The organism is Streptomyces humidus, from assembly GCF_014649655.1.
Lineage (GTDB): Bacteria > Actinomycetota > Actinomycetes > Streptomycetales > Streptomycetaceae > Streptomyces > Streptomyces humidus.
This window is the reverse complement of the sequence record NZ_BMTL01000050.1, coordinates 26,359-52,238: the sequence shown is the minus strand read 5'-3', so window position 1 is coordinate 52,238 and position 25,880 is coordinate 26,359. Positions and strand designations below refer to the sequence as shown.

Annotated in this window: 20 protein-coding genes and 1 pseudogene; 9 read left to right on the top strand and 12 right to left on the bottom strand. The window is 71.2% G+C overall.

Features of this window, described 5'->3' with window-relative positions:
• The coding region (locus tag IE239_RS37710; protein WP_190153971.1) for a helix-turn-helix domain-containing protein at positions 1-104 on the bottom strand (104 nt) is incomplete at its 3' end.
• A gap of 152 nt (positions 105-256) precedes the next feature.
• Here IE239_RS37710 and IE239_RS37705 point away from each other — a divergent pair.
• Positions 257-997, top strand: a complete 741-nt coding sequence (locus IE239_RS37705) for a hypothetical protein (protein WP_229878652.1) — start codon at positions 257-259, stop codon at positions 995-997.
• 301 nt (positions 998-1,298) lie between these two features.
• Here the strand turns inward: IE239_RS37705 and IE239_RS37700 are convergent, their stop codons facing one another.
• From IE239_RS37700 to IE239_RS37685, 4 genes are all read right to left on the bottom strand, one after another.
• Entirely contained in the window at positions 1,299-3,041 is a 1,743-nt protein-coding gene (locus IE239_RS37700; RefSeq protein ID WP_190153970.1) for a glycoside hydrolase family 13 protein, read from the bottom strand.
• 186 nt (positions 3,042-3,227) lie between these two features.
• Complete coding sequence (locus tag IE239_RS37695) at positions 3,228-4,136, bottom strand: sugar ABC transporter permease (RefSeq protein ID WP_190153969.1); 909 nt, start codon at positions 4,134-4,136, stop codon at positions 3,228-3,230.
• A 13-nt stretch (positions 4,137-4,149) separates the two neighbouring features.
• Positions 4,150-5,154 (bottom strand): carbohydrate ABC transporter permease, encoded by a 1,005-nt coding sequence (locus tag IE239_RS37690; protein WP_190153968.1) that lies wholly within the window; start codon positions 5,152-5,154, stop codon positions 4,150-4,152.
• 151 nt (positions 5,155-5,305) lie between these two features.
• Entirely contained in the window at positions 5,306-6,580 is a 1,275-nt protein-coding gene (locus IE239_RS37685; protein ID WP_190153967.1) for an extracellular solute-binding protein, read from the bottom strand.
• Positions 6,581-6,983: 403 nt separating this feature from the next.
• On the opposite strand from IE239_RS37685, the gene IE239_RS37680 reads away from it, so the two are divergent.
• Positions 6,984-8,018, top strand: a complete 1,035-nt coding sequence (locus IE239_RS37680; RefSeq protein WP_190153966.1) for a LacI family DNA-binding transcriptional regulator — start codon at positions 6,984-6,986, stop codon at positions 8,016-8,018.
• Between the two features lie 227 nt (positions 8,019-8,245).
• Positions 8,246-9,169 (top strand): phosphatase PAP2 family protein, encoded by a 924-nt coding sequence (locus tag IE239_RS37675; RefSeq protein ID WP_190153965.1) that lies wholly within the window; start codon positions 8,246-8,248, stop codon positions 9,167-9,169.
• A gap of 478 nt (positions 9,170-9,647) precedes the next feature.
• Here IE239_RS37675 and IE239_RS37670 read toward each other — a convergent pair whose 3' ends face one another.
• The gene (locus IE239_RS37670) at positions 9,648-12,644 is read right to left on the bottom strand and encodes a bifunctional [glutamine synthetase] adenylyltransferase/[glutamine synthetase]-adenylyl-L-tyrosine phosphorylase (protein WP_190153964.1); all 2,997 of its coding nucleotides are present in this window, start codon (positions 12,642-12,644) and stop codon (positions 9,648-9,650) included.
• A gap of 163 nt (positions 12,645-12,807) precedes the next feature.
• On the opposite strand from IE239_RS37670, the gene IE239_RS37665 reads away from it, so the two are divergent.
• Both IE239_RS37665 and IE239_RS42700 read left to right on the top strand, forming a co-directional pair.
• A complete protein-coding gene (locus tag IE239_RS37665) occupies positions 12,808-13,242 on the top strand; it encodes a VOC family protein (RefSeq protein WP_190153963.1) in 435 nt (144 codons plus the stop codon).
• 36 nt (positions 13,243-13,278) lie between these two features.
• Positions 13,279-13,472: pseudogene (locus IE239_RS42700) on the top strand (bifunctional DNA primase/polymerase); the annotation flags it as partial.
• A 96-nt stretch (positions 13,473-13,568) separates the two neighbouring features.
• Here the strand turns inward: IE239_RS42700 and IE239_RS37660 are convergent.
• The 3 genes from IE239_RS37660 to IE239_RS37650 form a co-directional block, all read right to left on the bottom strand.
• Complete coding sequence (locus tag IE239_RS37660) at positions 13,569-13,958, bottom strand: hypothetical protein (protein ID WP_190153962.1); 390 nt, start codon at positions 13,956-13,958, stop codon at positions 13,569-13,571.
• 327 nt (positions 13,959-14,285) lie between these two features.
• Complete coding sequence (glnA2, locus tag IE239_RS37655; protein WP_190153961.1) at positions 14,286-15,647, bottom strand: gamma-glutamylpolyamine synthetase GlnA2; 1,362 nt, start codon at positions 15,645-15,647, stop codon at positions 14,286-14,288.
• 382 nt (positions 15,648-16,029) lie between these two features.
• On the bottom strand, positions 16,030-16,572 hold the full coding sequence (locus IE239_RS37650) for an RrF2 family transcriptional regulator (protein WP_190153960.1): 543 nt from the start codon (positions 16,570-16,572) through the stop codon (positions 16,030-16,032).
• Positions 16,573-16,738: 166 nt separating this feature from the next.
• On the opposite strand from IE239_RS37650, the gene IE239_RS37645 reads away from it, so the two are divergent.
• The 4 genes from IE239_RS37645 to IE239_RS37630 all read left to right on the top strand — a co-directional run bounded on the left by IE239_RS37645 (position 16,739) and on the right by IE239_RS37630 (position 22,507).
• A complete protein-coding gene (locus IE239_RS37645; protein WP_190153959.1) occupies positions 16,739-17,416 on the top strand; it encodes a thioredoxin-like domain-containing protein in 678 nt (225 codons plus the stop codon).
• 11 nt (positions 17,417-17,427) lie between these two features.
• Positions 17,428-18,027: a DUF305 domain-containing protein gene (locus IE239_RS37640; RefSeq protein ID WP_229878651.1), complete on the top strand. Its 600-nt coding sequence runs from the start codon at positions 17,428-17,430 to the stop codon at positions 18,025-18,027.
• A gap of 362 nt (positions 18,028-18,389) precedes the next feature.
• Entirely contained in the window at positions 18,390-20,330 is a 1,941-nt protein-coding gene (locus IE239_RS37635; RefSeq protein ID WP_190153957.1) for a S53 family peptidase, read from the top strand.
• Positions 20,331-20,467: 137 nt separating this feature from the next.
• On the top strand, positions 20,468-22,507 hold the full coding sequence (locus IE239_RS37630) for an NAD(+) synthase (protein WP_190153956.1): 2,040 nt from the start codon (positions 20,468-20,470) through the stop codon (positions 22,505-22,507).
• Between the two features lie 91 nt (positions 22,508-22,598).
• Here IE239_RS37630 and IE239_RS37625 read toward each other — a convergent pair whose 3' ends face one another.
• The 3 genes from IE239_RS37625 to IE239_RS37615 form a co-directional block, all read right to left on the bottom strand.
• Positions 22,599-23,822 (bottom strand): MFS transporter, encoded by a 1,224-nt coding sequence (locus IE239_RS37625; protein ID WP_190153955.1) that lies wholly within the window; start codon positions 23,820-23,822, stop codon positions 22,599-22,601.
• Positions 23,823-23,930: 108 nt separating this feature from the next.
• Positions 23,931-24,992: an endonuclease/exonuclease/phosphatase family protein gene (locus tag IE239_RS37620; protein WP_190153954.1), complete on the bottom strand. Its 1,062-nt coding sequence runs from the start codon at positions 24,990-24,992 to the stop codon at positions 23,931-23,933.
• Between the two features lie 182 nt (positions 24,993-25,174).
• A complete protein-coding gene (locus tag IE239_RS37615; protein WP_190153953.1) occupies positions 25,175-25,801 on the bottom strand; it encodes a TetR/AcrR family transcriptional regulator in 627 nt (208 codons plus the stop codon).
• Between the last annotated feature and the right edge of the window lie 79 nt (positions 25,802-25,880).

Below are 25,880 nucleotides of genomic sequence, written 5' to 3'. Positions count from 1 at the left end.
TAGACCTTGCGGATGCAGCCGAACGTGCGCGACAGCTCTGCTGCCTGCTCGTCCGTGGGACAGAAGCGGTACTTGAACGCCCGCTTCACCTGCGTCGGGGCCATTCTCACAAACTAGCGACATGGCAGATGAAGACCAAACCTGCCGGTCAGAGCACAGCCTTTCGCCCTGGCGGCGAAACCCCGCTCCCTGCCCTGCTCCGCAGGAGTCCGTTCCCTCTCCGCCGTGAACGGCGGAGCATCCACGGAGGAACTCGATGACCACCGACTCCCCCGGCCGGACCTCCCCGCACGCCGCCGAAGACACCCCGCCCGCACCCACGGACGGGCTCACGTGCCGGCCCGCGCGCCCGCCTGCGCACCCGCTGCTGGGGCGCCTCCTCGACGCCGCCGAAGGACGCTTCCCGCCGGCCGACGGGGCCGTCACGGTCCTGCCTTCGCTGCCCGGCGGCCTGGAGTGCTCGGTCGCCTTCACCGGCCACGCCGTCGTCGCCACGGCGCTGTCCGCCGCAAGGGTGCGCGCCCACCGGCCCGACGGGTTCGGCGGCTCCGTGTCCCCGGACTTCCTGCGCGCCCTGGCCGGGCCCGGGGGCTGGATCGGCGACGTCGACGCCACCCTGGTGGGCCGTGGCGTCGGCGGTCCGGCCCGCCTGGGCCGGCTCGTGGGGTCCGACGACCACCCGCGGGTCCGGTACGCCCGCGAACTCCGCTCCGACGTACGGGTGTTCGGCGACGACCGAGGGCTGGTCACCCTCGCGGCGGGGCTCGCCGGACGCACCGAACTGAGCATCGAACTGCACCGCCCCGAGGACAGCGGCGGCGGCTGCGGACGGGGCAGATCGCTGCTGGGCGACGCGCTGACGCTGGTCCCCGGGGGTGAGCCCGTCTTCGCGGCCGTCGCCCCCGGCAACGCGCGCTCTCTGCGGGCCTTCCTCGCCGCCGGGTTCGCCCCGATCGGGTCCGAGGTCCTGGTCCGCCCCGACCGGACCCGGGCATGACGGCCGGCTCCCCCGGCTCCGGACTCCCCTGAGGACCCGCCGCAGCCACGAGGCGGTGGCCGGCGCACCCGCCTTCCGGCCCGACGCACCGCACAGCCGGGCGAGGACAGCCCACTGACGCCGAAGGCCCGCCGCCCCCTGGGACACGCCACGAGGGACGACGGGCCTTCCGCGCAGCGCTGGGCCCGCCGGGCGCTCAGACCGGCGGGCGCTCAGGCCGGCGCGCGCGCTCAGGCCGGCGCGCGGTCTTGCGGTCACGCGTCGGTGCGGTCAGGCATCGGTGCGCTCAGCGTCGGTGCGGTCACGGGGTCGTGAACCAGACCGTCGTGTCCGCCGGCAGCTTCGCCTCACCGGCGTCCGTCTCCGTCACCTCGTCGCTCGCGAGCAGCACCCGCCCGTACGCCGGGGTCGTCACCGACTCCCCCGTCGTGTTGGCGACGCACACGAACTCCCCGCGCCGGAAGGCGAGGACGCCCTCCGGGGCCTTCAGCCACTCCACCGAGTCCCCGGCGCCCAGGTCGTTGCGGGAACGGCGGATGCCGAGGGCCGAGCGGTACAGCTCAAGGGTCGAACCCGGGGCGCCGGTCTGGGCCGCCACGCTCAGCTCGCCCCAGCCGGCCGGCTGCGGAAGCCAGCTGCCGCCGTCGCCGAAGCCGTACGACGAGCCCTCGCGCGTCCACGGGATCGGCACCCGGCAGCCGTCGCGGAAGCCGTCCTGGCCGGCGCCGCGGAAGTAGGCCGGGTCCTGGCGCACCTCGTCGGCCAGGTCGACGACGTCGGGCAGGCCGAGTTCCTCGCCCTGGTAGACGTAGGCGGAGCCGGGCAGGGCCAGCATCAGCAGCGTGGCCGCCCGGGCCCGGCGCAGGCCGAGTTCGCGGTCGCCCGCGGTGCGGATCTGGGTGCCGAGGCCGGGCGGGTTGGCGAAGCGCGTCGCATGACGGGTGACGTCGTGGTTGGACAGGACCCAGGTGGCCGGGGCGCCGACCGGTCGCATCGACTCCAGGGTGCGGTCGATGACCTCGCGGAGCTCCGCCGCGTCCCATGCGGCGCTCAGGTACTGGAAGTTGAACGCCTGGTGGAGTTCGTCGGGGCGGACGTAGTTCGCGGTGCGCTCGATCGTCGGGGTCCACGCCTCGGCGACGAAGATCCGCCCGCCCGTCTCCCGCCCCCGCCCTTCCGCGGAAGCCCCTTCGGGTCCCTTGTCCCCGCCGGAGTACTCGTCCAGGATCAGCCGCCACTGGCGGTAGATCTCGTGGACGCCGTCCTGGTCGAAGAACGGCATGACATCGTTGCCCAGCAGCTTCACCTGGTCGTGGGCGCCGAGGTCGGGGAGTCCGGCGGCCTTGACCAGGCCGTGGGCCACGTCGATGCGGAAGCCGTCGACGCCCATGTCCAGCCAGAAGCGCAGGATGGAGCGGAACTCGTCGCCGACGGCCGGGTGGTCCCAGTTGAAGTCGGGCTGTTCGGGGGCGAAGAGGTGGAGGTACCACTCGCCGGCCGAGCCGTCCGGTTCGGTGACCCGCGTCCACGCCGGGCCGCCGAAGATGGACTCCCAGTCGTTGGGCGGGAGTTCGCCGTCCGTCCCCTTGCCGGGGCGGAAGTGGTAGCGGTCGCGCAGGGGCGAGCCGGGGCCCTCCGCCAGCGCCCGCTTGAACCACTCGTGCTGGTCGGAGGAGTGGTTGGGGACCAGGTCGACGATGATCCGCAGGCCCAGCTCGTGCGCGTCGCGGATCAGGGCGTCGGCGTCGAGCAGGTTGCCGAACATCGGGTCCACCGCGCGGTAGTCGGCGACGTCGTAGCCGGCGTCGGCCTGCGGGGAGGCGTAGAAGGGGCTGAGCCACACGGCGTCCACGCCGAGGTCGCGCAGGTACGGGAGGCGGGAGCGGACGCCTTCCAGGTCGCCCATGCCGTCGCCGTCGCTGTCGGCGAAGCTGCGGGGGTACACCTGGTAGATCACCGCGTCCCGCCACCAGTCACGGCGCTTGGCGACGGTGGCGACAGCCGAGGTGGGGGTGGGGGCCGGGGCTGCGGGCTGCTGACTCATGGCGTCCTTGGTACGTAACGGAGTTGTGGTCATGGGGCTTGGGGCTCGGCTTCGGTTTCGAGGGCGAGTGGTCTCGAGGCGAGTCGAGGGGCGGGGTGATGAGGCGGCCGCGGTGCCGGCGGGGTCGGATGGACACCGCGGCCGCCACCCGCGCGCCCTGGGGCGCACGGGAGTCCCATGAGGGGCTCAGCCCTTGGTGCCGCCCGCCGTGAGACCGGTCACCAGGTTCTTCTGCACGAGGTAGAAGAACCCGGCGGCCGGTATCGCGATCAGCACGGCGGTGGCGGCCATCAGGTTGCGCTGGGCGTCGTGCTCGCTGACGAACGACTGCAGACCGACGGCAAGCGTGTACTTGTCGTCGCTGAGCATGAACGTCGAGGCGAAGGCGACCTCGCTGAAGGCGGTGAGAAAGTTGTAGAAGGCGGCTACCGCGAGGCCGGGTTTGGCCAGCGGGAGCACCAGCCGGAAGAAGGTGCCGAACGGGGTGAGCCCGTCGACGCGTCCCGCCTCGTCGATCTCGAAGGGGATGGTGTCGAAGTACCCCTTGAGCAGCCAGGCGCTGTACGGGATGACCGTCGTGCAGTAGACGAGGATCAGGCCGAGGTAGTTGTCGATGAGCTGCAGGTCGGACAGGATCTGGTACATCGGCACCATGAGCACGGCGACCGGGAACATCTGGGTGACCAGCAGCACCCACATGAACTTCTTGTAGCCGGGGAAGCGCATGCGCGAGACGGCGTAGCCGGTGGTGGCGGCGATGAGCACGCCGACGGCGGTGGTGCCGAGCGTGACGATGAGCGAGCTCTTCAGCCAGTTGAAGAACTCGGTGTGCTGAAGGACGAACGAGTAGTTGGCGAACGTCATCTTGTTCCAGATGCCGCCCGGGTGCAGGTAGTCGTCCTTGTCCGGGCCGAGGGACAGATAGACCAGCCAGGCGATCGGGAAGAGCGCGATCAGGCTCGCGACGATCAGGACGCCGTGCGAGGCGAGCGCGCCGGCGCGGCTGTTCTCGCCGCGTCGCCGGGCCGGGCGCGGGGCCCTGGCGGGACGCTGCTCGGCCACCGGGGCGGAGGTCTCGGCTGTGGTGGTGCTCATGGGGACTCCTGCCTCAGATCGCGAGCTGCTGCTCGTTGCGGTTCAGCCATCGGCGGTAGAACGAGGTGAAGACGATCAGGATGGCCAGCAGCAGGATGCCGTAGGCGGCGGACTGGGCGAAGTCACGCGGCTGCTGTCCGAAGCCGAGGTAGTACGCCCAGGTGACGAGGATCTGCGCGTCGGGGGCCGTGTTGCCGAACAGCAGGAAGATGACGGCGAACTGGTTGAAGGTCCAGATGATGCCCAGCAGGACGACGGTCGAGCTGACCGAGCGCAGACCCGGCAGGGTGACGTAGCGGAAGCGCTGCCAGGCGCTCGCGCCGTCCATCTCGGCGGCCTCGTAGAGGGAGGCGTCGATCGCCTGCAGGCCGCCGAGCAGCGAGATCATCATGAACGGCACACCGCACCAGGTGTTGACCATGATCGCGGCGAACCGCTGCCAGAAGGTGTCCTCCAGCCACAGGGGCGAGGGCAGGTGCAGGGCGTCGAGCGCGGAGTTGATGACGCCGCCGTCGGCGAGCATGAACCGCCAGCCGAAGACCGTGACGAACGTGGGCACCGCCCAGGGCAGCACCAGGATCAGCCGGTACAGGGTCCGTCCGCGCAGCTTCTGGTCGAGGAGCAGGGCGAGGCCGAGCCCGATGCCGTAGTGCAGGGCGACACAGGCCGCGGTCCAGGCGATCGTCCAGATGAAGTGCGACCAGAAGCGGTCGTAGGCGGTGGGGCCCCACAGGATGTCGGCGTAGTTGTCAAGGCCGATGAACCTGTAGGTGGCGTCGATGTGGTTGACGCCGATCGTGCGCGCCGTGTTCAGGCTGTTGGCGTCCGTCAGCGTCAGGTAGAGGCCGTACACCAGGGGATACAGCACGAGGACGCCGAGGACGACCGCCACCGGGGCGATCATCACGTAGGCGTACCAGTGCTTGTGGTAGCCACGCTTCAGGCGTCCGGAGAGCCCTGGCCCCGGCTCACGGTCACCGCGGCGCTTGCCGGTCGCGCGGTCGATGGCGACTGTCATGGTTCGACACCTTCTGGATCTTCACGCTGGATCGTCGAGGGGGTGGTGCTCACAGGCCGGTGGCCGCCGGAACCTCCCCCCTCCTGAAGTGTGGGGGTCCCCCCGCTCGGGCGGAACCGACAGCGGGGGAGGATCCGGCGGCCACGCGGGCTCACTTGCTGAAGTCCGGCACCAGCTTGGCGATGGCGAGTTCAGCGTTGCTCAGGCCCTTGTCGAGGGTCTCCTTGCCGCCCGCGATCTTGGGCAGTTCGGTGTCCAGCGGACCCCACAGGGAGCTGTACTCCGGCAGCGCCGGGCGCGGCTGGGCGGCGGCCAGGACCGTCTGGTAGCCGGCGATCCCCGGGTCGGCCTTGACGGCGTCGGTGTAGGCGTCGTCGCGCGTGGGCAGCGTGGAGTTCTTCTGGGCGATGGCCGCCTGGGAGGACGCGGAGGTCATGAAGTCGACGAACTTCAGCGCGGCGGCCTGGTGGGCCTTGTCCGAGCCCGCGTAGACCGAGAGGTTGTGGCCGCCAGTGGGGGCGCCCGCCTTGCCGGTGGAGCCGGCCGGGACGGTCGCGATGCCGAGGTTGGCCTTGTCCTTGAAGGCGCTGCCCTTGTAGAAGTTGGTGATCTCCCACGGGCCCTGCACGATCGCGGCGACCTTGCCGTTGACGAACGCGTCCTGGATGTGGGCGTACGCGTCGGCCGTGGTGTCGGCCTTGTGCAGGCCCTTGCCGTCGAAGAGGCCCAGCCAGGCGCCGTACGCCTTCTTCGCGGCCGGCGAGGCGACGGTGATCTTCTTGGCCTTGGCGTCGACGGTGTCGGCGCCCTCGCCGTAGAGGAAGGACTGTGCGTAGTAGGCCTGGGTGGAGCCCCAGTAGCCGTCGACGCCGGTCTTGTCCTTGACGGTGGCGGCGGCGGTCTTCAGCTCGTCCCAGGTCCTGGGGGCCGCGGTGATGCCGGCCTTCGCGAAGAGGGCCTTGTTGTAGACCAGCGCGAGGGTGTCCGTGACCAGCGGGACGCCGTACGTCTTGCCCTCGTACTGGGCCTGCTCCAGCAGGTTCGGCTTGAACTTGGACTCGTCCTTCAGGGCGTCGGTGCCGTCCAGCGGCAGGAAGTAGCCCTTCTTGGCGAAGGCGGGGGTCCAGCCGACCTCGGAGCGCAGCACGTCCGGGGCGCCGGAGGCGCCGGCTGCCGTGTCGAACTTGTTCTGCGCCTGGTCGAAGGGCACGTTGACGTACTTGACCTTGACGTCCTTGTTGGCGGCCTCGAACTGCTTGACCAGGGCCTGGTACGTGGGCGCCTCATTGGTGGCGTTGGAGGTGTCCCACCAGGTGATGGTGACCGGCCCGGACGAGTTGTCGCTGCCGCTGTCGTCTCCGCCGCAGGCCGTCGCCGCGAGGGCGAAGGACGCCACCAGCGCGGTGGCCGCTATGCCACGCCGCATGAGTTTCTCCTTGAGGGTGAAAGCCCGTATAGCTACAGGAGGCGGTCCCGTCCGCCTCCTGCCGACTGTGCCGACCGCGCCGTTGCTGCCGCCGGGCGACGTGAACGTAACAGCGCGGCAAGCGGCACGAAAGACCTTGCAGAAAAAAAGTGCAAGAGATCTCTGAAGTTATCCGCGCGTGACGCGTGCGTGACCTCCCCTCGACCGCCATGAGACCGTTGTTGTCACGGTTGACCGGCCTCACAGCGGGGTGGGCGGCCGCTGTGCAAGACTCTGAAAGCTCTTGCCATCACTTTCACGAGGGAGCGCGATGACGCAACAGCCCGGCGCGGCCCGTTCATCAGGCCGCCCACGGCGGCCTGTCGGTGTCCAAGGCAGCGTCCGACCGGTACAGTCCACCCCTGTGACCACACGGCTTGCCGACATCGCCGCGCAGGCGGGGGTGAGCGAAGCGACCGTCAGCCGCGTCCTCAACGGCAAGCCTGGCGTCGCCGCCACCACCCGTCAGTCCGTGCTCGCCGCTCTGGACGTCCTGGGCTACGAGCGCCCCGTCCGGTTGCGCCGGCGCAGCGCGGGCCTGGTCGGCCTGATCACGCCGGAGCTGGAGAACCCCATTTTCCCGGCCCTGGCCCAGGTCATCGGCCAGGCGCTGACCCGCCAGGGCTACACCCCCGTCCTCGCCACCCAGACCCCGGGCGGCTCCACGGAGGACGAGCTGACCGAGATGCTGGTCGACCGGGGCGTCGCCGGCATCATCTACGTCTCCGGTCTGCACGCGGACACCACCGCCGACATGGAGCGCTACGAGCAGTTGCGCGCCCAGGGCGTCCCCTTCGTCCTCGTGGACGGCTTCTCCCCGAAGGTGCAGGCCCCTTTCATCTCCCCCGACGACCGGGCGGCGATGACCCTGGCGGTCACCCACCTCGTGTCCCTCGGCCACACGCGGGTGGGTCTGGCCCTCGGCCCCAAGCGCTTCGTGCCGGTGCAGCGCAAGATCGAGGGCTTCGTGCGGGCGATGCAGGAGCAGTTGCACCTGAGCCCGGAGACGATCGAGACCGAGCTGGTCCAGCACTCCCTCTACACCCTGGAGGGCGGCCAGGCGGCGACCACCGCGCTGATCGAACGGGGCTGCACGGCCATCGTCTGCGCCAGCGACATGATGGCGCTGGGCGCGATACGGGCGGCCAGGCAGCGCGGTCTCGAGGTCCCGCGGGACGTCTCGGTGGTCGGCTTCGACGACTCCCCGCTGATCGCCTTCACCGACCCGCCCCTGACGACGGTGCGCAAGCCGGTCCCGGCGATGGGCCAGGCCGCCGTCCGCACCCTCCTGGAGGAGATCGGCGGGACGCCCGCGCCGCACAGCGAGTTCGTGTTCATGCCGGAACTCGTGGTGCGCGGCTCGACCGCCTCGGCCCCCGGGGACCGCGTCCGCCGCTAGGCGGACAGCCAGGACGGACAGCGTCCGCGGAGCGTGACCGGCCAGGGGCGTGACCGGCCGGAGGGCGTGCCCGAACGGGACGGCCGTCCGCGGAGGGAGCGGAGCGGGACGCCTGCATCCGGTGTGCCGGAGGAGACCACGGCGGCCGTTGCGCCGTAGAACGTGCGGGCCGGGTCCTACCGAGGGATGATCGGGCCAAGAGGTCCTTTCTGGCAGACTTTGTGTCCATGGGTGAACCGACTGTGACGCCAATGGAAGGCCGTGAGCAGGCCGTTCCTCACCCTGTCACGGCCCGCGAGCGAGAGCGCCGCCTCGGCCGTCTGCGCACCCCGCGCCAACCGCGCCTCTGGTTCGAGATCCTGCTCATCGCGGTGAGTTACTGGACGTACTCCCTCGTGCGCAACGCGGTCCCGGAGCAGCGCGACGCCGCGCTGCGCAACGCGGACTGGATCTGGCGTGCCGAGCACGCCCTCGGCATCGCGGTGGAGGAGTCGGTCAACCACACGGTGAACTCGGTGACCTGGCTCATCGTGGGCATGAACTACTACTACGCCACGCTGCACTTCGTCGTCACCCTGACCGTCCTGGTCTGGCTCTACCGCAGTCATCCGGGCCGCTACGCGGCGGCCCGTCTGGTGCTCTTCGCGGCCACGGCCGTCGCCCTGGCCGGTTACTACCTGTATCCGCTCGCACCGCCACGCCTGATGCCGGGCCGCGACTTCGTCGACACGGTGGCGGTGCATCGGACGTGGGGCTCGATGGCGTCCGGCGACCTCAAGCACATGTCGAACCAGTACGCGGCGATGCCGTCCATGCACATCGGCTGGTCCGTGTGGTGCGGCCTGACCGTCTTCGCCCTCGCCAGGCTCCCCTGGGTGCGCATCCTGGGTCTGCTGTACCCGATGGCGACCCTGGTGGTCATCGTCGCCACGGCCAACCACTTCTGGCTGGACGCGGTCGGCGGCATCCTGTGTCTGGCCTTCGGGTTCATCGTGGCGCGCGTCTGGTACGGAGCGTTGCCGTACTCCCTGCCGAGGAAGGTGCCGGCGAGGAGGGCGGACGCGTTCCCGTCCCGGAGACCACCGGGGCCGGGCGGCCGACCGCGTCCAGCGCGGGACCCCCGTCAGTCGCGACGGGACCCCCGTCAGTGACGTGACCGGACTGTCCGTGACCGGACTGTCGGGGTCCCTGTTTCCGTCTCCGGCTCTGTTTCCGTCACCGTCTCCGGCTCTGTTTCCGTCACCGTCTCTGTTCCTGTTTCCGTCTCCGTCTCCGTCTCCGTCGCGAACGGGACCTCCGGCAGGGTCGGGGTGCGGCACGGGTCGCGCTGGGCTCCCCGTGGCCGCCGGCCGGGAATGGCCGGCCGCCCCCGTGACAACCGATGCCCTCAGAGTGACGGAAACAGGCCGTGGCGCTTCGTCACAGTCCGTCGCTCGGTTCGTCCCGGCCTGCGACGCCGGGAAAACGGACGGCAGGCCGCCCGACACCCGACGGGCTGGACCCGCCGCCATACCCGACGGTCGCCCGGTGATCCACCCCCGCAAGGCACGGCCCGCAGCCCGCAGCCCGAGCCCACGACCCATAGTCCACAGCCCGCGGGCCGCGGCCCGCGAGGACTCTCCCCCGCGCCTACCCCCCGTAGAACAGCTCGTCCACGACTCCTCGTGCCAGGCGGGCAGTTCGACGGTAGTCGTCGAGCATGTCCCCCACCCGGCCGGGTCCGTAACCCAAGTACCGTCCCACGGCGACCAGTTCCCGCGGGTCGGACGGGAACGTGTCGCCGGCCCTTCCGCGCACCAGCATCACCGCGTTGCGCACCCGCGTGGCCAGCACCCAGGCCTCGTCCAGCGTCGCCGCGTCCTCCTCCGTCATGAGCGCGGCGGCACGGGCGGCGGCGAGAGCTTCCCGGGTGCGGGTGGTCCGCAGGCCCTCCGTCGACGCCCCGTGCCGCATCTGCAGCAACTGCACGGTCCACTCGACGTCGGACAGCCCGCCCGGACCGAGCTTGGTGTGCAGCTTCGGATCCGCGCCCCGGGGCAGCCGCTCCGACTCCATACGGGCCTTCAGCCGGCGGATCTCCCGCACGGCCTCCTCGGAGAGCCCGCTCGCCGGATACCGCAGCGGATCCGCGAGCGCGATGAACCGTCGCCCCAGCTCCTCGTCCCCCGCGACGGGTTCGGCCCGCAGCAGGGCCTGCGCCTCCCAGACCAGCGACCACCGCCGGTAGTAGGCCTCGTAGGACTTCAGCGTCCGCACGAGCGGCCCGGACTTGCCCTCCGGTCGCAGATCCGCGTCGATGAGCAGCGGCGGATCGGCGCTGGGGATCTGCAGCAGCCGTCGCATCTCGGAGACGACCTTGTTGGCGGCGTCCGTGGCCTCCCGCTCGTCGACGCCGTCCCGGGGCTCGTGCACGAAGAGCACGTCGGCGTCGGAGCCGTAGCCCAGCTCGTGTCCCCCGAAGCGCCCCATGCCGATGACGGCGAAGCTCGTCGGGAGGGTGTCCCCCCAGCCCTCCCGGACGACCGCGTGCAGGGTCCCGGCCAGCGTGGCGGCCGTGAGGTCCGACACGGCGCCGCCCACCAGGTCCACCAGGGCGCCCTGGTCGGCCTCGGCCGGCTGGCCCTCGGTGCCGTAACTGCCGACGATGTCCACGGCGGCCGTGCGGAACAGCTCGCGCCGTCGCACCCCGCGCGCCGCCGTGACCGCCTGCACGGCCCCCTCGGCCCGTCGCACCGCGGCGAGTATCTCCTGCTCCAACGGGCCCCGTGCGCGCGGCTCCAGCCGCCCGCTCTCCCCGTCGCCGAGCAGCGCCACCGCCTCCGGCGCCCGCATCAGCAGATCGGGGGCGAGCCGTCCGGCGGACAGCACGCGCGCGAGGTTCTCCGCGGCGGCCCCCTCGTCCCTCAACAGCCGCAGGTACCAGGGGGTCTTGCCCAACGCGTCCGAGACCTTGCGGAAGTTGAGCAGCCCCGCGTCCGGGTCGGCGGAGTCCGCGAACCAGCCCAGCAGCACGGGCAGCAGGGTGCGCTGGATGGCGGCCTTGCGCGAGACGCCGGAGGCCAGCGCCTCCAGGTGCCGCATCGCGGCGGCGGGATCGGCATAGCCGAGCGCGACCAGCCGCTCCCTGGCCGCCTTGGCGCTCAACCTCGTCTCGCCCGGCGCGAGTTGGGCGACGGCGTCGAGCAACGGCCGGTAGAACAGCTTCTCGTGCAGCCGCCGCACCACGGCGGCGTGACGCTTCCACTCGCGGCCCAGCTCGGCCACCGGGTCGGCGCGCAGTCCGAGGGAGCGGCCGAGCCGGCGCAGGTCCGCCTCGCTCTCCGGCACCAGGTGGGTGCGGCGCAGCCGGTAGAGCTGGATCCGGTGCTCCATGGACCGCAGGAACCGGTACGCGGCGTCGAGCTGCGTCGCGTCGGCCCGGCCGACGTACCCGCCGGCGGCGAGCGCCTGCAGCGCGTCCAGCGTGGTCCCGCTGCGCAACGACCCGTCGGCCCGGCCGTGCACCAGCTGGAGGAGCTGCACGGCGAACTCGACGTCTCTGAGGCCGCCCGGCGCGAGCTTCAGCTCGCGGTCGATCTCGGCGGCCGGGATGTTCTCGACGACCCGACGCCGCATCCTCTGCACGTCGACGACGAAGTTCTCCCGCTCGGCGGCCTTCCACACCAACGGCTCGACGGCGGCGACGTACTCGGCCCCCAGCTCCAGGTCGCCTGCCACCGGGCGGGCCTTCAACAGGGCCTGGAACTCCCAGGTCTTGGCCCATCGCTGGTAGTAGGCGATATGGCTGCTGAGCGACCGCACGAGCGGGCCGTTGCGGCCCTCGGGCCGCAGATTGGCGTCGACGGGCCAGATGGACCCTTCCACCGTGGTCTCGGAACAGATCCGCATCATGTGGGAGGCGAGCTTGGCGGCGGCCCGCAGCGCCTTGTCCTCGTCGGCGCCGTCGACGGCCTCCCCGACGAAGATGACGTCGACGTCCGACACGTAGTTCAACTCGTGTCCGCCGCACTTGCCCATGGCGACGACGGCGAGACGGCACAGCGCGGCGTCGCCGGGCGCGGCGGCCCGGGCGAGCCGCAGCGCGGCCCGCAACGTCGCGGTGGCGAGATCGGCGAGCTCGGCGGCGGCCTCGGCGACGTCGGTCGTCCCGCACACGTCACGCGCCGCGATGGAGAGCAGACAGCGCCGGTAGGCGACCCGCAGCAGCACGGGGTCGGCGGCCTCGGCCAGCCCCCGCTCGAACTCCTCCACCCCCGGATGCAGATCCCGGGGCTCGTAGGTGACCAGCGCCTCCCAGTCCCGCGGGTGCCGGGCGAGGTGGTCGGCCAGGGCGGCGGACGCCCCCAGCACCCCCAGCAGGCGGTCGCGCAGCGGCTTGGCCGCGATCAGCGTGTCGAGCAGTTCCCGCCGTGCGGTGGGGCCGGGCTGCGCCTCCAGCAGCCGGACGAGACCGAGCAGCGCGAGATCGGGATCGGCGGTGGCCCCGAGGGCCTCCAGCAGAAAGGGGTCGTCCCGCACCGGGGACAACTCGGGCCCGTCCAGCAGCCGCTCGGAGGCGGACGGATCGGTGAAGCCGTGCCGCAGCAGCCGTGTGAAGGTGCTGCTCCTGCGCCCCGGCGCCATCATCCCCGGCCTCCTCCTGCGATCAAGCTCGTCCGCAGTCGAGCGTAACCCGCACGTCTCGCTGGCGCTGCGGGCAGGATTCCGGTTCTGTGGGGGAAAGGCGCTCTGTGTCCGTTCTGTGCGGAGCGCCGTGATCTTCGTGAACGGGAACGGACAAGGAGCCTCCATGGACATGACCCTCGAAGTGATCCTGCTGCCGGTGTCGGACATCGACCGGGCCAAGGAGTTCTACAGCGACAAGGTCGGTTTCCACGTCGACATCGACGGCGAGGTGATGGAGGGCGTGCGGATCGTGCAGCTCACCCCGCCCGGCTCCGGCTGCTCGATCGCCCTGGTGGACGGCCTCCAGGTACCGACGGGCGTGCCGCAGCCGGGCACGTACCACGGCATGCAGCTCTGCGTGACCGACGCGCAGACCGCCTACGAGGAACTGACCGCCCGGGGCGTCGAGGTGAGCGAGCCCCGCCGGCTCGCCCCGCGGGACGGTGGGACCTTCCTCTACTTCACGGACCCGGACGGCAACGGCTGGTCGATCCAGGAGTACCGCCGCCGCGAGACGGAGCCGCTGCACGAACTTCTGGCGAAGCAGGCCGCCGGCTGACCCCTCGAAAAGACGTACGGGCTGTGGCCCACGACGACCACAGCCCGCGCCGGTATTCACGCCACCGTCTACCGGACGCCTCCTCGCCCCGCTGTCCACGCACCGCCGGTACGGCTGCCTCACCGACACCCACATCACGCGGCTGTTCACCGCCGCGTGAGGCCAAGGGCGAATCCCCGCGGCACTGCACCGCCGCGTGGACCGACACCCACACCGCATCGGAACTGTGACCATGGCCGACGACGACAGGAGCGCCGCCCGCGAGGTCATCGCCGACTACGCGCAAGCGCACTTTGAATTGCCTCTCCGCGGAGAGGAATCTGGCGTCAGGGGCTCATTTCCTTGATCGGTGTATAGACCTCGTCGTCGGCGGCACCACCCGAATCGGCCCTGCGCAGCCAGATCTGAGCCTTCACTTCTTCGCCCCCTGCTTCCGTGTCCAGCTGGTCACGAAATACCATGATGGTCTTCTCCCGACTGACGAGGGAGGAGGAGGCCCTGAATCGGCTCGGCAGCGGATAGGGGGTGATCTGATCGTCGCCGCCGCCGAAGGGCTCACCACGGTCGTCCTCCCACAGTTTCACCGCGTCGTCGAAGTCGACGGACACTTCGTCGTCCCTGAAGCGGATATCGTAGGAGACCGTAATTGACCAGATGCTGCGATCGTTGGGCAACGGCCCGAACTCGCTGATCTCTTGGTTGATGATATTCGCCATCTCGGCCACCTCGCCGTTCGCCGTATTTCGATTTGACGGTTCGCCTGGCTCGACCCCCTTTCCTGCACACGGACTTACCCCTCCGCATTTCCATGAGACGGCTGCGGTCGACTCGTTGCAAGTCGGAGGATGTGGATTACCCTTCCGTGTGCCTCGTATGCCGTTCAGTGGCCCGACTCGTGCCGTGATCGCGGCACCGACAGGTGCCCGTCCCTCCTCTGCTGACGGCCCGCATACGGCCCAAGGCCCGTGAAAGACAGGTGGAGCCGACGGTCCACGACCGTCGGCTCCACTTCTCGTCGCAGCGGGAAACCCCCTGACCTGCCCCTACAGCACCGGCAGGTTCTTGCGCAGTTCGAAGGCCGTCACCTCGGAGCGGTACTCCTCCCACTCCTGCTTCTTGTTGCGCAGGAAGAAGTCGAAGACGTGCTCGCCCAGCGTCTCGGCGACGAGGTCGCTGCGCTCCATCAGGGTGAGCGCCTCGCCGAGGTTCTGCGGGAGCGGCTCGATGCCCATGGCGCGGCGTTCGGCGTCCGACAGGGCCCAGACGTCGTCCTCGGCGCCCGGCGGGAGCTCGTAGCCCTCCTCGACGCCCTTGAGGCCGGCGGCGAGCAGCATGGCGTAGGCCAGGTAGGGGTTGGCGCCGGAGTCGATGGAGCGGACCTCGATGCGCGCCGAGCCGGTCTTGCCGGGCTTGTACATCGGCACGCGGACCAGGGCGGAGCGGTTGTTGTGGCCCCAGCAGATGTACGAGGGGGCCTCGCCGCCCGCGCCCGCGGTGCGCTCGGAGCCGCCCCAGATGCGCTTGTAGGAGTTGACCCACTGGTTGGTGACGGCGGCGATCTCGGCCGCGTGCTTCAGCAGACCGGCGATGAACGAGCGGCCGACCTTCGACAGCTGGTACTCCGCGCCCGACTCGTAGAACGCGTTGCGGTCGCCCTCGAAGAGGGAGAGGTGGGTGTGCATGCCGGAGCCGGGGTGTTCGCTGAACGGCTTCGGCATGAAGGTCGCCTGGACGCCCTGCTCCAGCGCGACCTGCTTCATCACCAGGCGGAACGTCATGATGTTGTCGGCCGTGGACAGGGCGTCGGCGTAGCGCAGGTCGATCTCCTGCTGGCCGGGAGCGCCCTCGTGGTGGGAGAACTCGACCGAGATGCCCATCGACTCCAGCATGGTGATCGCCTGGCGGCGGAAGTCCATGCCGACGTTGTGCGGGGTGTGGTCGAAGTAGCCGGAGTTGTCGGCCGGGGTCGGGCGGGAGCCGTCGACCGGCTTGTCCTTGAGCAGGAAGAACTCGATCTCCGGGTGGGTGTAGAAGGTGAAGCCCAGGTCGGAGGCGCGCGCGAGGGCGCGCTTGAGGACGTAGCGGGGGTCGGCGAAGGAGGGCGAGCCGTCCGGCATGAGGATGTCGCAGAACATGCGGGCGGTGCCGGGGGCCTCCGCGCGCCAGGGCAGCACCTGGAAGGTGGACGGGTCCGGCTTGGCGATCATGTCGGACTCGTAGACCCGGGCGAAGCCCTCGATCGCGGAGCCGTCGAAGCCGATGCCCTCGTCGAAGGCCTGCTCCAGCTCGGCGGGGGCCACGGCGACGGACTTGAGGAAGCCCAGAACGTCCGTGAACCACAGCCGTACGAACCGGATGTCGCGCTCCTCCAACGTCCGGAGCACGAACTCCTGCTGCTTGTCCATCTTCCGCTTCCCCATCCTTGCTGGTCAGGCCGCCTGTTTCCCGTCCCACGGAGAGGCGGTCGGGCACCCGAGCATCACACCACGCCGGCGTTTCATCCGCGTTGCCGACCATGATCGCCTCGGCGACCCGGGTCTGAACGCCTGGCGTCCGGCAGATGCACTGCTCTGCAGCCCATCTTGCCTGCTCGCACCGGCATCCGTAATGCCCGACCCCCTCCGTCTGCGCTCGCCGCTCGAATCGCACCCCGTGTCGCACCCGTGCCGCCGCCCCGTCGCGCCCTCCGGGCGGCCCCGCGCCGGTCCCGTCACACCCGCGCGCCGTCCCGTGATCCGCCGGTGCTCCGGTACTCCGAACCGGCCGGCGGGGCGGACCCGGCGCGGATCACGGCGTCGACGAGGCGCTGCCGGGCTCGGCGGCGTCAGGACGGTGGAGCCGGGCGGGCCGGGAGATGCCCAGGAGCAGCGGCCCCGTCGGGTCCGCCACGAGGTCCGCGAGGGTGATCGGGTCGAGGGACGCGAAGAACGCCTCCTGGGCCCGGCGCAGGGCGCCCCGCAGCCGGCAGGCCGAGCGCAGCGGGCAGGGGACGGTCCCCTCGCAGTCGACGACGTCGCCGTCGCCCTCGAAGGCGCGCACGATCGCGCCCACGGAGGCGGTACGGCCCCGCTGGGTCAGCGCCAGGCCCCCGCCCCTGCCCCGGCGGGCCTCCAGCAGGCCCATGTGCTGGAGCTCGGCCACGACCTTGGCCGTGTGCGTGTAGGGGACGTCCATGGCGGCGGCCACGTCACGGGTGGTGGGGGTGGGGGTGGCGGCCACGTCACGGGCGGACGCGTCACCGGGGGCGGGGGCGGCGGCCGGGTCGTCGCCGGTCGCCGCGAGCCGCATGAGGACGCGCAGCGCCAGATCGGTGGATCGCAACAGCCGCATGCACCGAAGCGTAGATAATGCGCATCTCCGCTTCAAATTACGCGGGCTCCGGTCATGTGGCTGTGAGCGGTCTACGACATTCCCCCGCCCCCCATTACGATCAGCTGACCCGTACGTCAGCAGCCTCCCGACCGTCCCGCCCCTTTCCCCCAGAAGGACAGGCCTCATGGGTTCCGCCAGCAAGGACACCAGCGCCACGCGCAAGGAGCGCATAGAGGAGATGCGGCGGGCCGAGCAGGCCCGTGAGCGGCGCAACCGGTTCCTCGTGATCACGGGCAGCGTCGTCGCCGTCGCCGCGCTCGTCGCGGGCGGGGTGTTCGTCGTGAAGTCGCAGTCCAAGGACGACGGCGCCGCCGACGGCAAGTCGTCCGCGTCGGGATCGGCCGCCGGCAAGTTCACCACCGGGGCGGACGGGGTCAGGACGTGGAAGGGGAAGCTCGGGCGCACGCACGTCGCCAAGCGGGTCGAGTACCCGACGGAGCCGCCCGTCGGCGGCGACCACAACCAGGTGTGGATGAACTGCGACGGCGACGTCTACACCAAGGCGGTCGACAACATGAACGCCGTGCACTCGCTGGAGCACGGCGCGGTCTGGGTGACGTACAACAGCAAGGCCGCCAAGGCCGACGTCGAGGCCCTGGCCGCCAAGGTCGAGAAGACGCCGTACACCCTTATGAGCCCCGACGGCGACCAGGCCGAACCGATCGTGCTCACCGCGTGGGGACACCAGCGCACGGTCACGGGCGCGAGCGACCCGAACGTGGGCAAGTTCTTCGAGAAGTTCGTGCAGGGCGCGCAGACGCCCGAGCCCGGCGCGGCGTGCACGGGCGGTCTGTCGCAGTGAGGTACGCGGGAGTGGCGGTCGCCGTGGCCGGAGTGCTCGTCGCCGCGGGGGCCGTCACCTACTCCGTGGCCGGGGACGGCGGGCCGGGCGCCGAGGTCCCCGTCGCCGGCTCCGCGGACGCCGGATTCGCCCGCGACATGGCGGTGCACCACCAGCAGGCCGTCGAGATGTCGTACATCGTGCGCGACCGGACGACGGACGTGGAGGTGCGGCGTCTCGCGTACGACATCGCACAGACGCAGGCCAACCAGCGCGGCATGCTGCTCGGCTGGCTCGATCTGTGGGGGCTGCCGAAGGTGTCGGCGGACGGGCCGATGGGCTGGATGGACATGGCCGGCATGAGCGGCGGCAAGGACGGTGCGCTGATGCCGGGGATGGCCACCGACACCGAGCTGAAGAAGCTCGGGACCCTGAACGGCAGGGCGGCCGAGGTGTTCTACCTGCGGCTGATGACCGCACATCACAAGGGCGGCATCCACATGGCCGAGGCATGCGTGCACAAGTGCACGGTGGACGTGGAGAAGCGGCTCGCGCAGGGCATGGTGGACGCCCAGCAGTCGGAGATCGGCCTGATGGCGGACCTGTTGAAGGCGCGCGGGGCCAAGCCGTAGCCGAGGTGCGGCCGGTGGCCCGCGGACGGGCCGGGATCAGGCCGCGGCCCGCCGACGCCCATGCCCCGCAGCAGCGCGGCGGTCACCCCGGCCTCACGGCCACCCCGACCATCCGACCGCCCTTCCACCCGACCTCACCGGCCCCGCGGCCCGGTGACCGTGCCCGCGGTCCGGTGCACGGCTCCCTCGGTCAAACCATAGGGTTTTCCCTCGACTTCACGGACGTATCCGTCAAATCAGCCCAGCAAGCGGTCACTTGGGGGCTTCTTGGTTTTCGCATGCCCCAGGCATGAAGGGTTCGTCGCAAGAGTGGCCAGCACGTCGAGTGATCCACTCGCGTCGAACCACATACAGGGGGTCCTATGAGATCCAATCGCGCCGCGCTGCGCGCCGGAGCGAGCATGGCAGCGACACTGCCCATGATCGCCGGCGCGCTGGCGCTCGGCATACCCGCGGCGCACGCCGCGGCCAGCCCGGCCCGTGACACGCTGGCCGGGACCAAGCCCGCGTGGGCCACGGCCAAGGCGGACAAGGGCGCGACCGCGGACAGCGCCCAGGTCTCCGCCCGCGTCTACCTCGCCGGACGTGACGCGGCCGGCCTCGCGCAGTACGCGAAGTCGGTCTCCGACCCGAGCTCCGCCGCCTACGGCAAGTACCTCTCCGCCGAGCAGGCCCAGGCCCGCTTCGGGGCGACCGACGCCCAGGTGGCAGCGGTCAGGTCGTGGCTGACGGCGGCCGGTCTGAAGGTGACCGGCACCAGTCGGCACTACGTCTCGGTCAGCGGTGACGTGGCCGCCGCCGAGAAGGCGTTCGGCACCCAGCTGCACAACTTCGCCAAGGGCGGCAAGACCTACCGCGCACCGGCGAAGAGCGCGACGGCGCCCGCGAGCCTGGACGGCGCCGTCCTGACCGTGACCGGTCTGGACAACGCGCCGCACAAGGCCGCCTCCAAGGACCAGCTGCCGCCGCCGGACGCGGTGTTCAAGAACGCCGGGCCGTTCTCCTCGTACTACGGCTCCAACACCGCGAGCGGCCTCCCGTCCGCGTACGGCAAGAAGATCCCGTACGCCGTGCAGGGGTACACCGGCAAGCAGCTGCGGTCCGCCTACGGGGCCGGGAAGTTCACCGGCAAGGGCGTGCGCGTCGCCATCACCGACGCCTACGCCTCGCCGACCATCGCCTTCGACGCGGCCACGTACGCGAAGGCGCACGGCGACGCGTCCTGGAAGACCGGGCAGCTGCGCCAGGTCCTGCCGGGGAACTACACGAAGACCGAGGAGTGCGGGGCGGCCGGCTGGTACGGCGAGGAGACCCTCGACGTCGAGGCCGTGCACGCGGTCGCGCCGGCCGCGAACGTCACGTACGTCGGCGCCGCGTCGTGCTTCGACGACGACCTGCTCGACTCGCTCAGCAAGGTCGTCGACAACCACCTGGCCGACATCGTCTCCAACTCGTGGGGCGACATCGAGGCCAACCAGACGCCGGACCTGGCGGCCGCCTACGACCAGGTCTTCCAGTTCGGCGCGGTCGAGGGAATCGGTTTCTACTTCTCCTCCGGCGACAACGGCGACGAGGTCGCGAACACCGGCACGAAGCAGGTCGACACCCCGGCCAACTCGGCGTGGGTGACGGCGGTCGGCGGCACCTCGCTGGCGGTCGGCAAGAACGACAAGTACCTGTGGGAGACCGGCTGGGGCACCGACAAGGCCTCGCTGTCGGCCGACGGCAAGAGCTGGACGGGCTTCCCGGGCGCGTTCACCTCGGGCGCGGGCGGCGGCACCAGCAAGACGGTCGCCCAGCCGTACTACCAGAAGGGCGTCGTCCCGAAGGCGCTCGCCACGGCCGTCAACGCCGCGGGCAACCGCGTCGTCCCGGACATCGCGGCGATCGCCGACCCGAACACGGGCTTCCGGGTCGGCCAGACCCAGACCTTCCCGGACGGGACCCAGCAGTACAGCGAGTACCGCATCGGCGGCACCTCGCTGGCGGCGCCGGTCATCGCGGCCGTCCAGGCCCTGGCCCAGGAGGCGCACGGCGGCGCGGCGATCGGCTTCGCCAACCCGTCGATCTACTCCAAGTTCGGGACGCGGGTCTACCACGACGTCACGGACAACCCGACCGGGTCCGGGCTCGCGGTCGCGCGCCTCGACTTCGCCAACGGCTTCGACGCGACGGGCGGTCTGCTGACCTCCGTGCGCAGCCTCGGCAAGGACAGCTCGCTGTCCGCGGTGAAGGGCTACGACGACGTCACCGGCGTGGGCACGCCCACGAACGGCTACGTGGAGTCGTACAAGAAGCACTGAGGCGCAGCCGGCAGGCGCCCTGAGGGGGCGCGGGGCAGGTCCCCGCGCCCCCTCCTCGCGCGCGGGGGCGGCGCACGGGGGGCGGCGCACAGGTGCCCGCACCCCGATCGCGTCGCTCTGACGATTACACTGGGCCCGTGCCTGAATCGAACTTCTGGTCCCTTTATCAGCACGGTTTCGCGCGGGTCGCCGCATGCACGGGTCACACCGTCATCGCCGACCCGCCGGCCAACGCCGACGCTGTCCTGCGCCACGCGCGCCGGTGCGCCGAGGAGGGGGTGGCCGTCGCCGTCTTCCCGGAGATGGTGCTCTGCGGCTACTCCATCGAGGACCTGCTGCTGCAGGACGCGCTGCTCGACGAGGTCGAGGCGGCGCTCCAGGAGGTGGTGGCCGGGTCGGCCGGTCTGCTGCCGGTCCTCGTGGTCGGCGCCCCGCTGCGGCACCGCAACCGGGTCTACAACTGCGCGGTGGTGGTGCACCGCGGGCGCGTCCTCGGCGTCGTGCCCAAGTCGTACCCCCCGAACTACCGGGAGTTCTACGAGCGTCGGCAGATCGGCGACGGCGCCGACGAGCGCGGCGGGTCGGTCCGCGTCGGCGGCGAGGCGGTGCCGTTCGGCGTCGACCTGCTGTTCGCGGCGCGGGACGTCCCCGGTCTTGTGCTGCACGCGGAGATCTGCGAGGACATGTGGGTGCCGGTGCCGCCCAGCGCGGAGGCGGCCCTCGCCGGTGCGACCGTCCTCGTCAACCTGTCGGGCAGCCCGATCACGGTCGGGCGGGCCGAGGACCGCAAGCTGCTGTGCCGCTCGGCCTCCGCCCGCTGTCTGGCCGCGTACGTGTACGCGGCGGCCGGACTGGGCGAGTCGACCACCGACCTGTCCTGGGACGGCCAGGCCATGGTCTACGAGAACGGCGTGCTGCTCGCGGAGACCGAGCGGTTCCCGCTCGGCGACGAATACGCGGTCGCCGACGTCGACCTCGACCTGCTGCGCCAGGAGCGGCAGCGGATGGGCACCTTCGACGACAACCGCCGTACGCACCGCGCGCGCACCGACGACTTCCGGACGGTCGGGTTCGTGCTCGACGCGCCCTCTACCGACCTGGGGCTGCGCCGCCGTCTGGAGCGCTTCCCGTTCGTGCCGGCCGACGCCGACCGCCTCGCCCAGGACTGCTACGAGGCGTACAACATCCAGGTCGAGGGCCTCCAGCAGCGCCTGGCGGCGATCGGCGGCCCGAAGGTGGTCATCGGGGTGTCCGGCGGCCTGGACTCCACGCACGCGCTGATCGTCGCGGCCCGTGCGATGGACCGTGCGGGCCGCCCGCGCACCGACATCCTGGCCTGGACCCTGCCCGGCTTCGCCACCAGCGACCACACCAAGGACAACGCCCACAAGCTGATGAACTCACTCGGCGTCACCGCGGCCGAGCTGGACATCACGCCCACCGCGCGGCTGATGCTGCGGGAGATGGACCACCCGTTCGCCTCCGGCGAGCCGGTCTACGACGTCACCTTCGAGAACGTGCAGGCCGGGCTGCGCACCGACTACCTGTTCCGGCTGGCCAACCAGCGCGGGGGCATCGTGCTGGGCACCGGTGACCTGTCGGAGCTGGCGCTCGGCTGGTCCACGTACGGCGTGGGCGACCAGATGAGCCACTACAACGTCAACTCGGGCGTGCCGAAGACGCTGATGCAGCATCTGATCCGCTGGGTCGTCAGCAGCGGCCAGTTCGACGAGGAGACCGGCAGGACGCTCGCCGCGATCCTCGACACCGAGATCAGCCCGGAGCTGGTGCCGGGCGAGGAGATGCAGTCCACCGAGTCGAGGATCGGCCCGTACGCGCTGCACGACTTCACGCTCTTCCATGTGCTGCGGTACGGCTTCCGGCCCTCGAAGATCGCCTTCCTGGCCTGGCACGCCTGGCACGACCCCGACGCCGGCGACTGGCCGCCGGGCTTCCCCGACGCCAAGCGGGTGGCCTACGACCAGGCGGAGATCCGGCGCTGGCTCGAGGTCTTCTGCCGCCGCTTCTTCGCGTTCGCGCAGTTCAAGCGGTCCGCGATGCCCAACGGTCCGAAGGTGTCGGCCGGCGGTTCGCTCTCTCCGCGCGGCGACTGGCGGGCTCCGTCGGACAGTTCGGCGGCAGCGTGGCTGCGGGACCTGGCCCGGTTCGACGAATGAGGCGACGGCGACGGGATGTGGTCACCGTCGCCACCGAGGCTTCGTCGCCCGTCGCCCCCGGGACGTCGTCACCGAGGGGGCCGCGGTCCTGTCAGCGGTGGGCTTCCGCGGTCGCCGGGCGGGGCCGGTGGGTGGCGACGATCCGGTCCCGGGTGGCGGTGCGCGGGGTCCGGCGGGCGTCGACCGCGTAGGCGATGCCCGCCACGAGCAGGCCGAGGACGGCCAGGACCGCTCCGGCCAGAGCGGGCGAGGTGACGCCGAGGCCGGCGGTGAGGGCCAGGCCGCCGATCCAGGCGCCGCCGGCGTTGGCCAGGTTGAAGGCCGCCTGGTTGGCGGAGGAGGCGAGGGAGGGGCCGTCGGCCGCCTTCTCCATCACCATCAGGTTCAGCGGCGAACCCGTCACGAACGCCGCCACGCCCAGCAGGACCACGGCCAGCGCGCCGCCCCACGTGGTCGTCATCAGCAGCGGGAAGAGGGCCAGGACGAGGACCAGCGAGGTGAGCCCGGCGAACAGCGTCGGGCGCATCGCGCGGTCGGCGAGGCGGCCGCCCAGCAGGTTCCCGGCGGTCGCGCCGACGCCGAACAGGGCCAGCAGCAGCGTCACGCTGGAGTCGGCGTACCCGGCGGAGTCCGTCAGCATCGGCGTGATGTAGCTGTACGCGGAGAACAGCGCGCCGAAGCCGGCCACGGTGGTGCCGAGCGCCAGCCACACGGGCAGCGAGCGCAGGGCGGCCAGCTCACGGCGCAGGCCGACGGCGGGCGCGTGGGCGTGGTCGCGCGGGATGAGCAGGGCCAGGGAGGCGATGGCCACCAGGCCGATCGCGCTGACGCCGAGGAAGGTCGCGCGCCAGCCGAGGTGCTGGCCCACGAGGGTGGCGACGGGGACGCCCGCCACGTTGGCGACCGTCAGGCCGAGGAACATCAGCGACACCGAGCGGGCCTTGCGCTCCGGTGCGACCAGGTTGGTGGCCACCACCGCGCCCACGCCGAAGAAGGCGCCGTGCGGCAGACCGCTGAGGAAGCGGGCGGCCAGCAGCCAGCCGTCGTCCGGGGCGAGCGCGGAGAGCGCGTTGCCCGTGACGAACAGGGCCATCAGGGACATCAGGACGGTGCGGCGGGACATCCGCGCCGTCGCCGCGGCCAGCAGCGGCGCGCCGATGACGACGCCCAGCGCGTACGCGGAGACGAGGTGTCCGGCCGCCGGGATCGAGATGTGCAGGTCGTCCGCGACCTCGGGCAGCAGGCCCATCATCACGAACTCGGTGGTGCCGATGCCGAAGGCACCCACGGCCAGGGCGAGCAGGGCCAGGGGCATGAAGGACTTGCCTTTCAGAGAGAGCGGATTCCGTTCATCATACGTTTCGTATGTTCAGGGACGGAACAAAGTCTCCCCGGTCCGGTATTCCGGCGGGCGACGCCCCGGTTACGGTGTGGTGACCTTCACACGCGCCGCCACCGGCAGATGGTCGCTCGCCGTCTGCGGCAGCGTCCAGGAGGTGACCGGCTCCACGCCCTTCACCATGATCTGGTCGATCCGGGCCATCGGGAACGAGGCCGGCCAGCTGAACCCGAAGCCGCTGCCCGCCGCGCCCTGCGTGGAGCGCATCTGCGAGGTCACGGCGTTGAGCGAGCGGTCGTTCATGGTGCCGTTGAGGTCGCCCAGCAGGATCACCCGGGTCAGTTTCTCGTCGGCGATCGCCTCGCCCAGCGCGTCCGCGCTCGTGTCGCGCTGCCGGGCCGTGAAGCCGGCCCGCAGCTTCACCCGCACCGAGGGCAGATGCGCGACGTAGACGGCGACCTCGCCCTGCGGCGTCGCGACGGTCGCCCGCATCGCGCGCGTCCAGCCCAGCTTGATGTCGACCGGCTTCACGCCGCTCAGCGGGTACTTGCTCCACAGACCGACCGTGCCCTGCACGGAGTGGAAGGGATACGTCGCCGCCAGCGCTCCCTCGTACACCGGCGCCGCCGTGGCGGTCAGCTCCTCCAGGGCCACCACGTCCGCGCCCGACGCGGCGACGTCACGGGCGGTGCCGGCCGGATCCGGGTTGTCGGCGTTGACGTTGTGGGTGGCGACGGCCAGGTCGCCGCCGCCGCCGGTCCGGTCGACGAGAAGTCCGCCGAAGAGATTCGCCCACACCACGGCCGGCAGGACGACCGCGATCAGCGCGGTCGCCGACCTGCGCACCAGCGCGAGGACCAGCAGCACCGGGACGAAGACGGCGATCCAGGGCAGGAACGTCTCCGTGAGACTGCCGAGGTTGCCGAACCGGTTGGGGATGCGCGAGTGCAGCAGCATCACCAGGGAGAGCGCGAGCGCCACGCCTGCGAGGACCAGACCGCGCCGCCAGATGCGCGGATCGCCGCGCCACCCCGTCGACAGCCGGCCGACGAGGCGTCCGATCAGGCGCCGGAGCCGGGCTCCCCGAGGCTCGTGTCCCGAGCCGCCGTTGTCGTCCGTCTCCGTCATGTACGCCTGCTGCGCCATACCGTCGCCTCACTGCCTGCCGTGCACACCGTACGTCCCCCCGGGTACGACCCTAGGCGATGATCGGCTTCGTTCTCGCCGTCTCGTGACGGCCGTACGGGCAGGAGGACGAACGGGGCGCTCTCACGGGTTCCGGCCCCGGGCGGCCCGGCCCGGTCTGTGACGGAACGCGCACATCCGCGTTACGGGACGGGTGAGCTGACGGGCCGTAGCCCGGCCAGCAGCGTGTCGACGATGCGCTCGGGCAGGTCCTCGGGCAGGTCGGCGTCGGGCCGCAGCACGGCGCGGACCAGCATCGGCCCGACGAACAGGTCGTTCACGAGGTCGACGTCGACGTCGAGACGCAGTTCGCCGTTCCGCTGGCCCCGGCGCAGGACTTCGATCCCCACCCTGCGCCGGGGTGCTATGACCGTGTTGTTGTAGGCGGCCCAGATCTTCGGGCTGCTCTTCATCTGGGCCTGCACGTTGTGCAGGATGGCCGAGGAACGGTTGACGAGGCCTCGCCTGCGCAACGACTCCAGCAGCACGATCAGGTCGTCGCGCATGGACGTGCCGGGGAGTTCCAGGTCTTCCGGCTCGGTGGTGCGCAGGACGTCGACGAAGAGTTCCTCCTTGCCGCTCCAGCGGCGGTAGATGGCGGCCTTGCCGACGCCGGCGGTGCGGGCGATGCGCTCGATGGAGATCTCGGCGAGCGAGACGCCCTCCTCGAGCAGCTTCATCACGCCCTCGATGATGGCCCGTTCCACGGCCTCGCTCCGGGGCCGGCCCCGGACCGGCTGCTCCGCGGCTGTGCTGTCGGCAAGGCTCACGTTCCTCGGTCCTTTCGTCGCGCTGGGGGAATTGTCGCCCGGAGGGCGGGCGGGACGGCGACTGCGTGCCGCCCCGCCA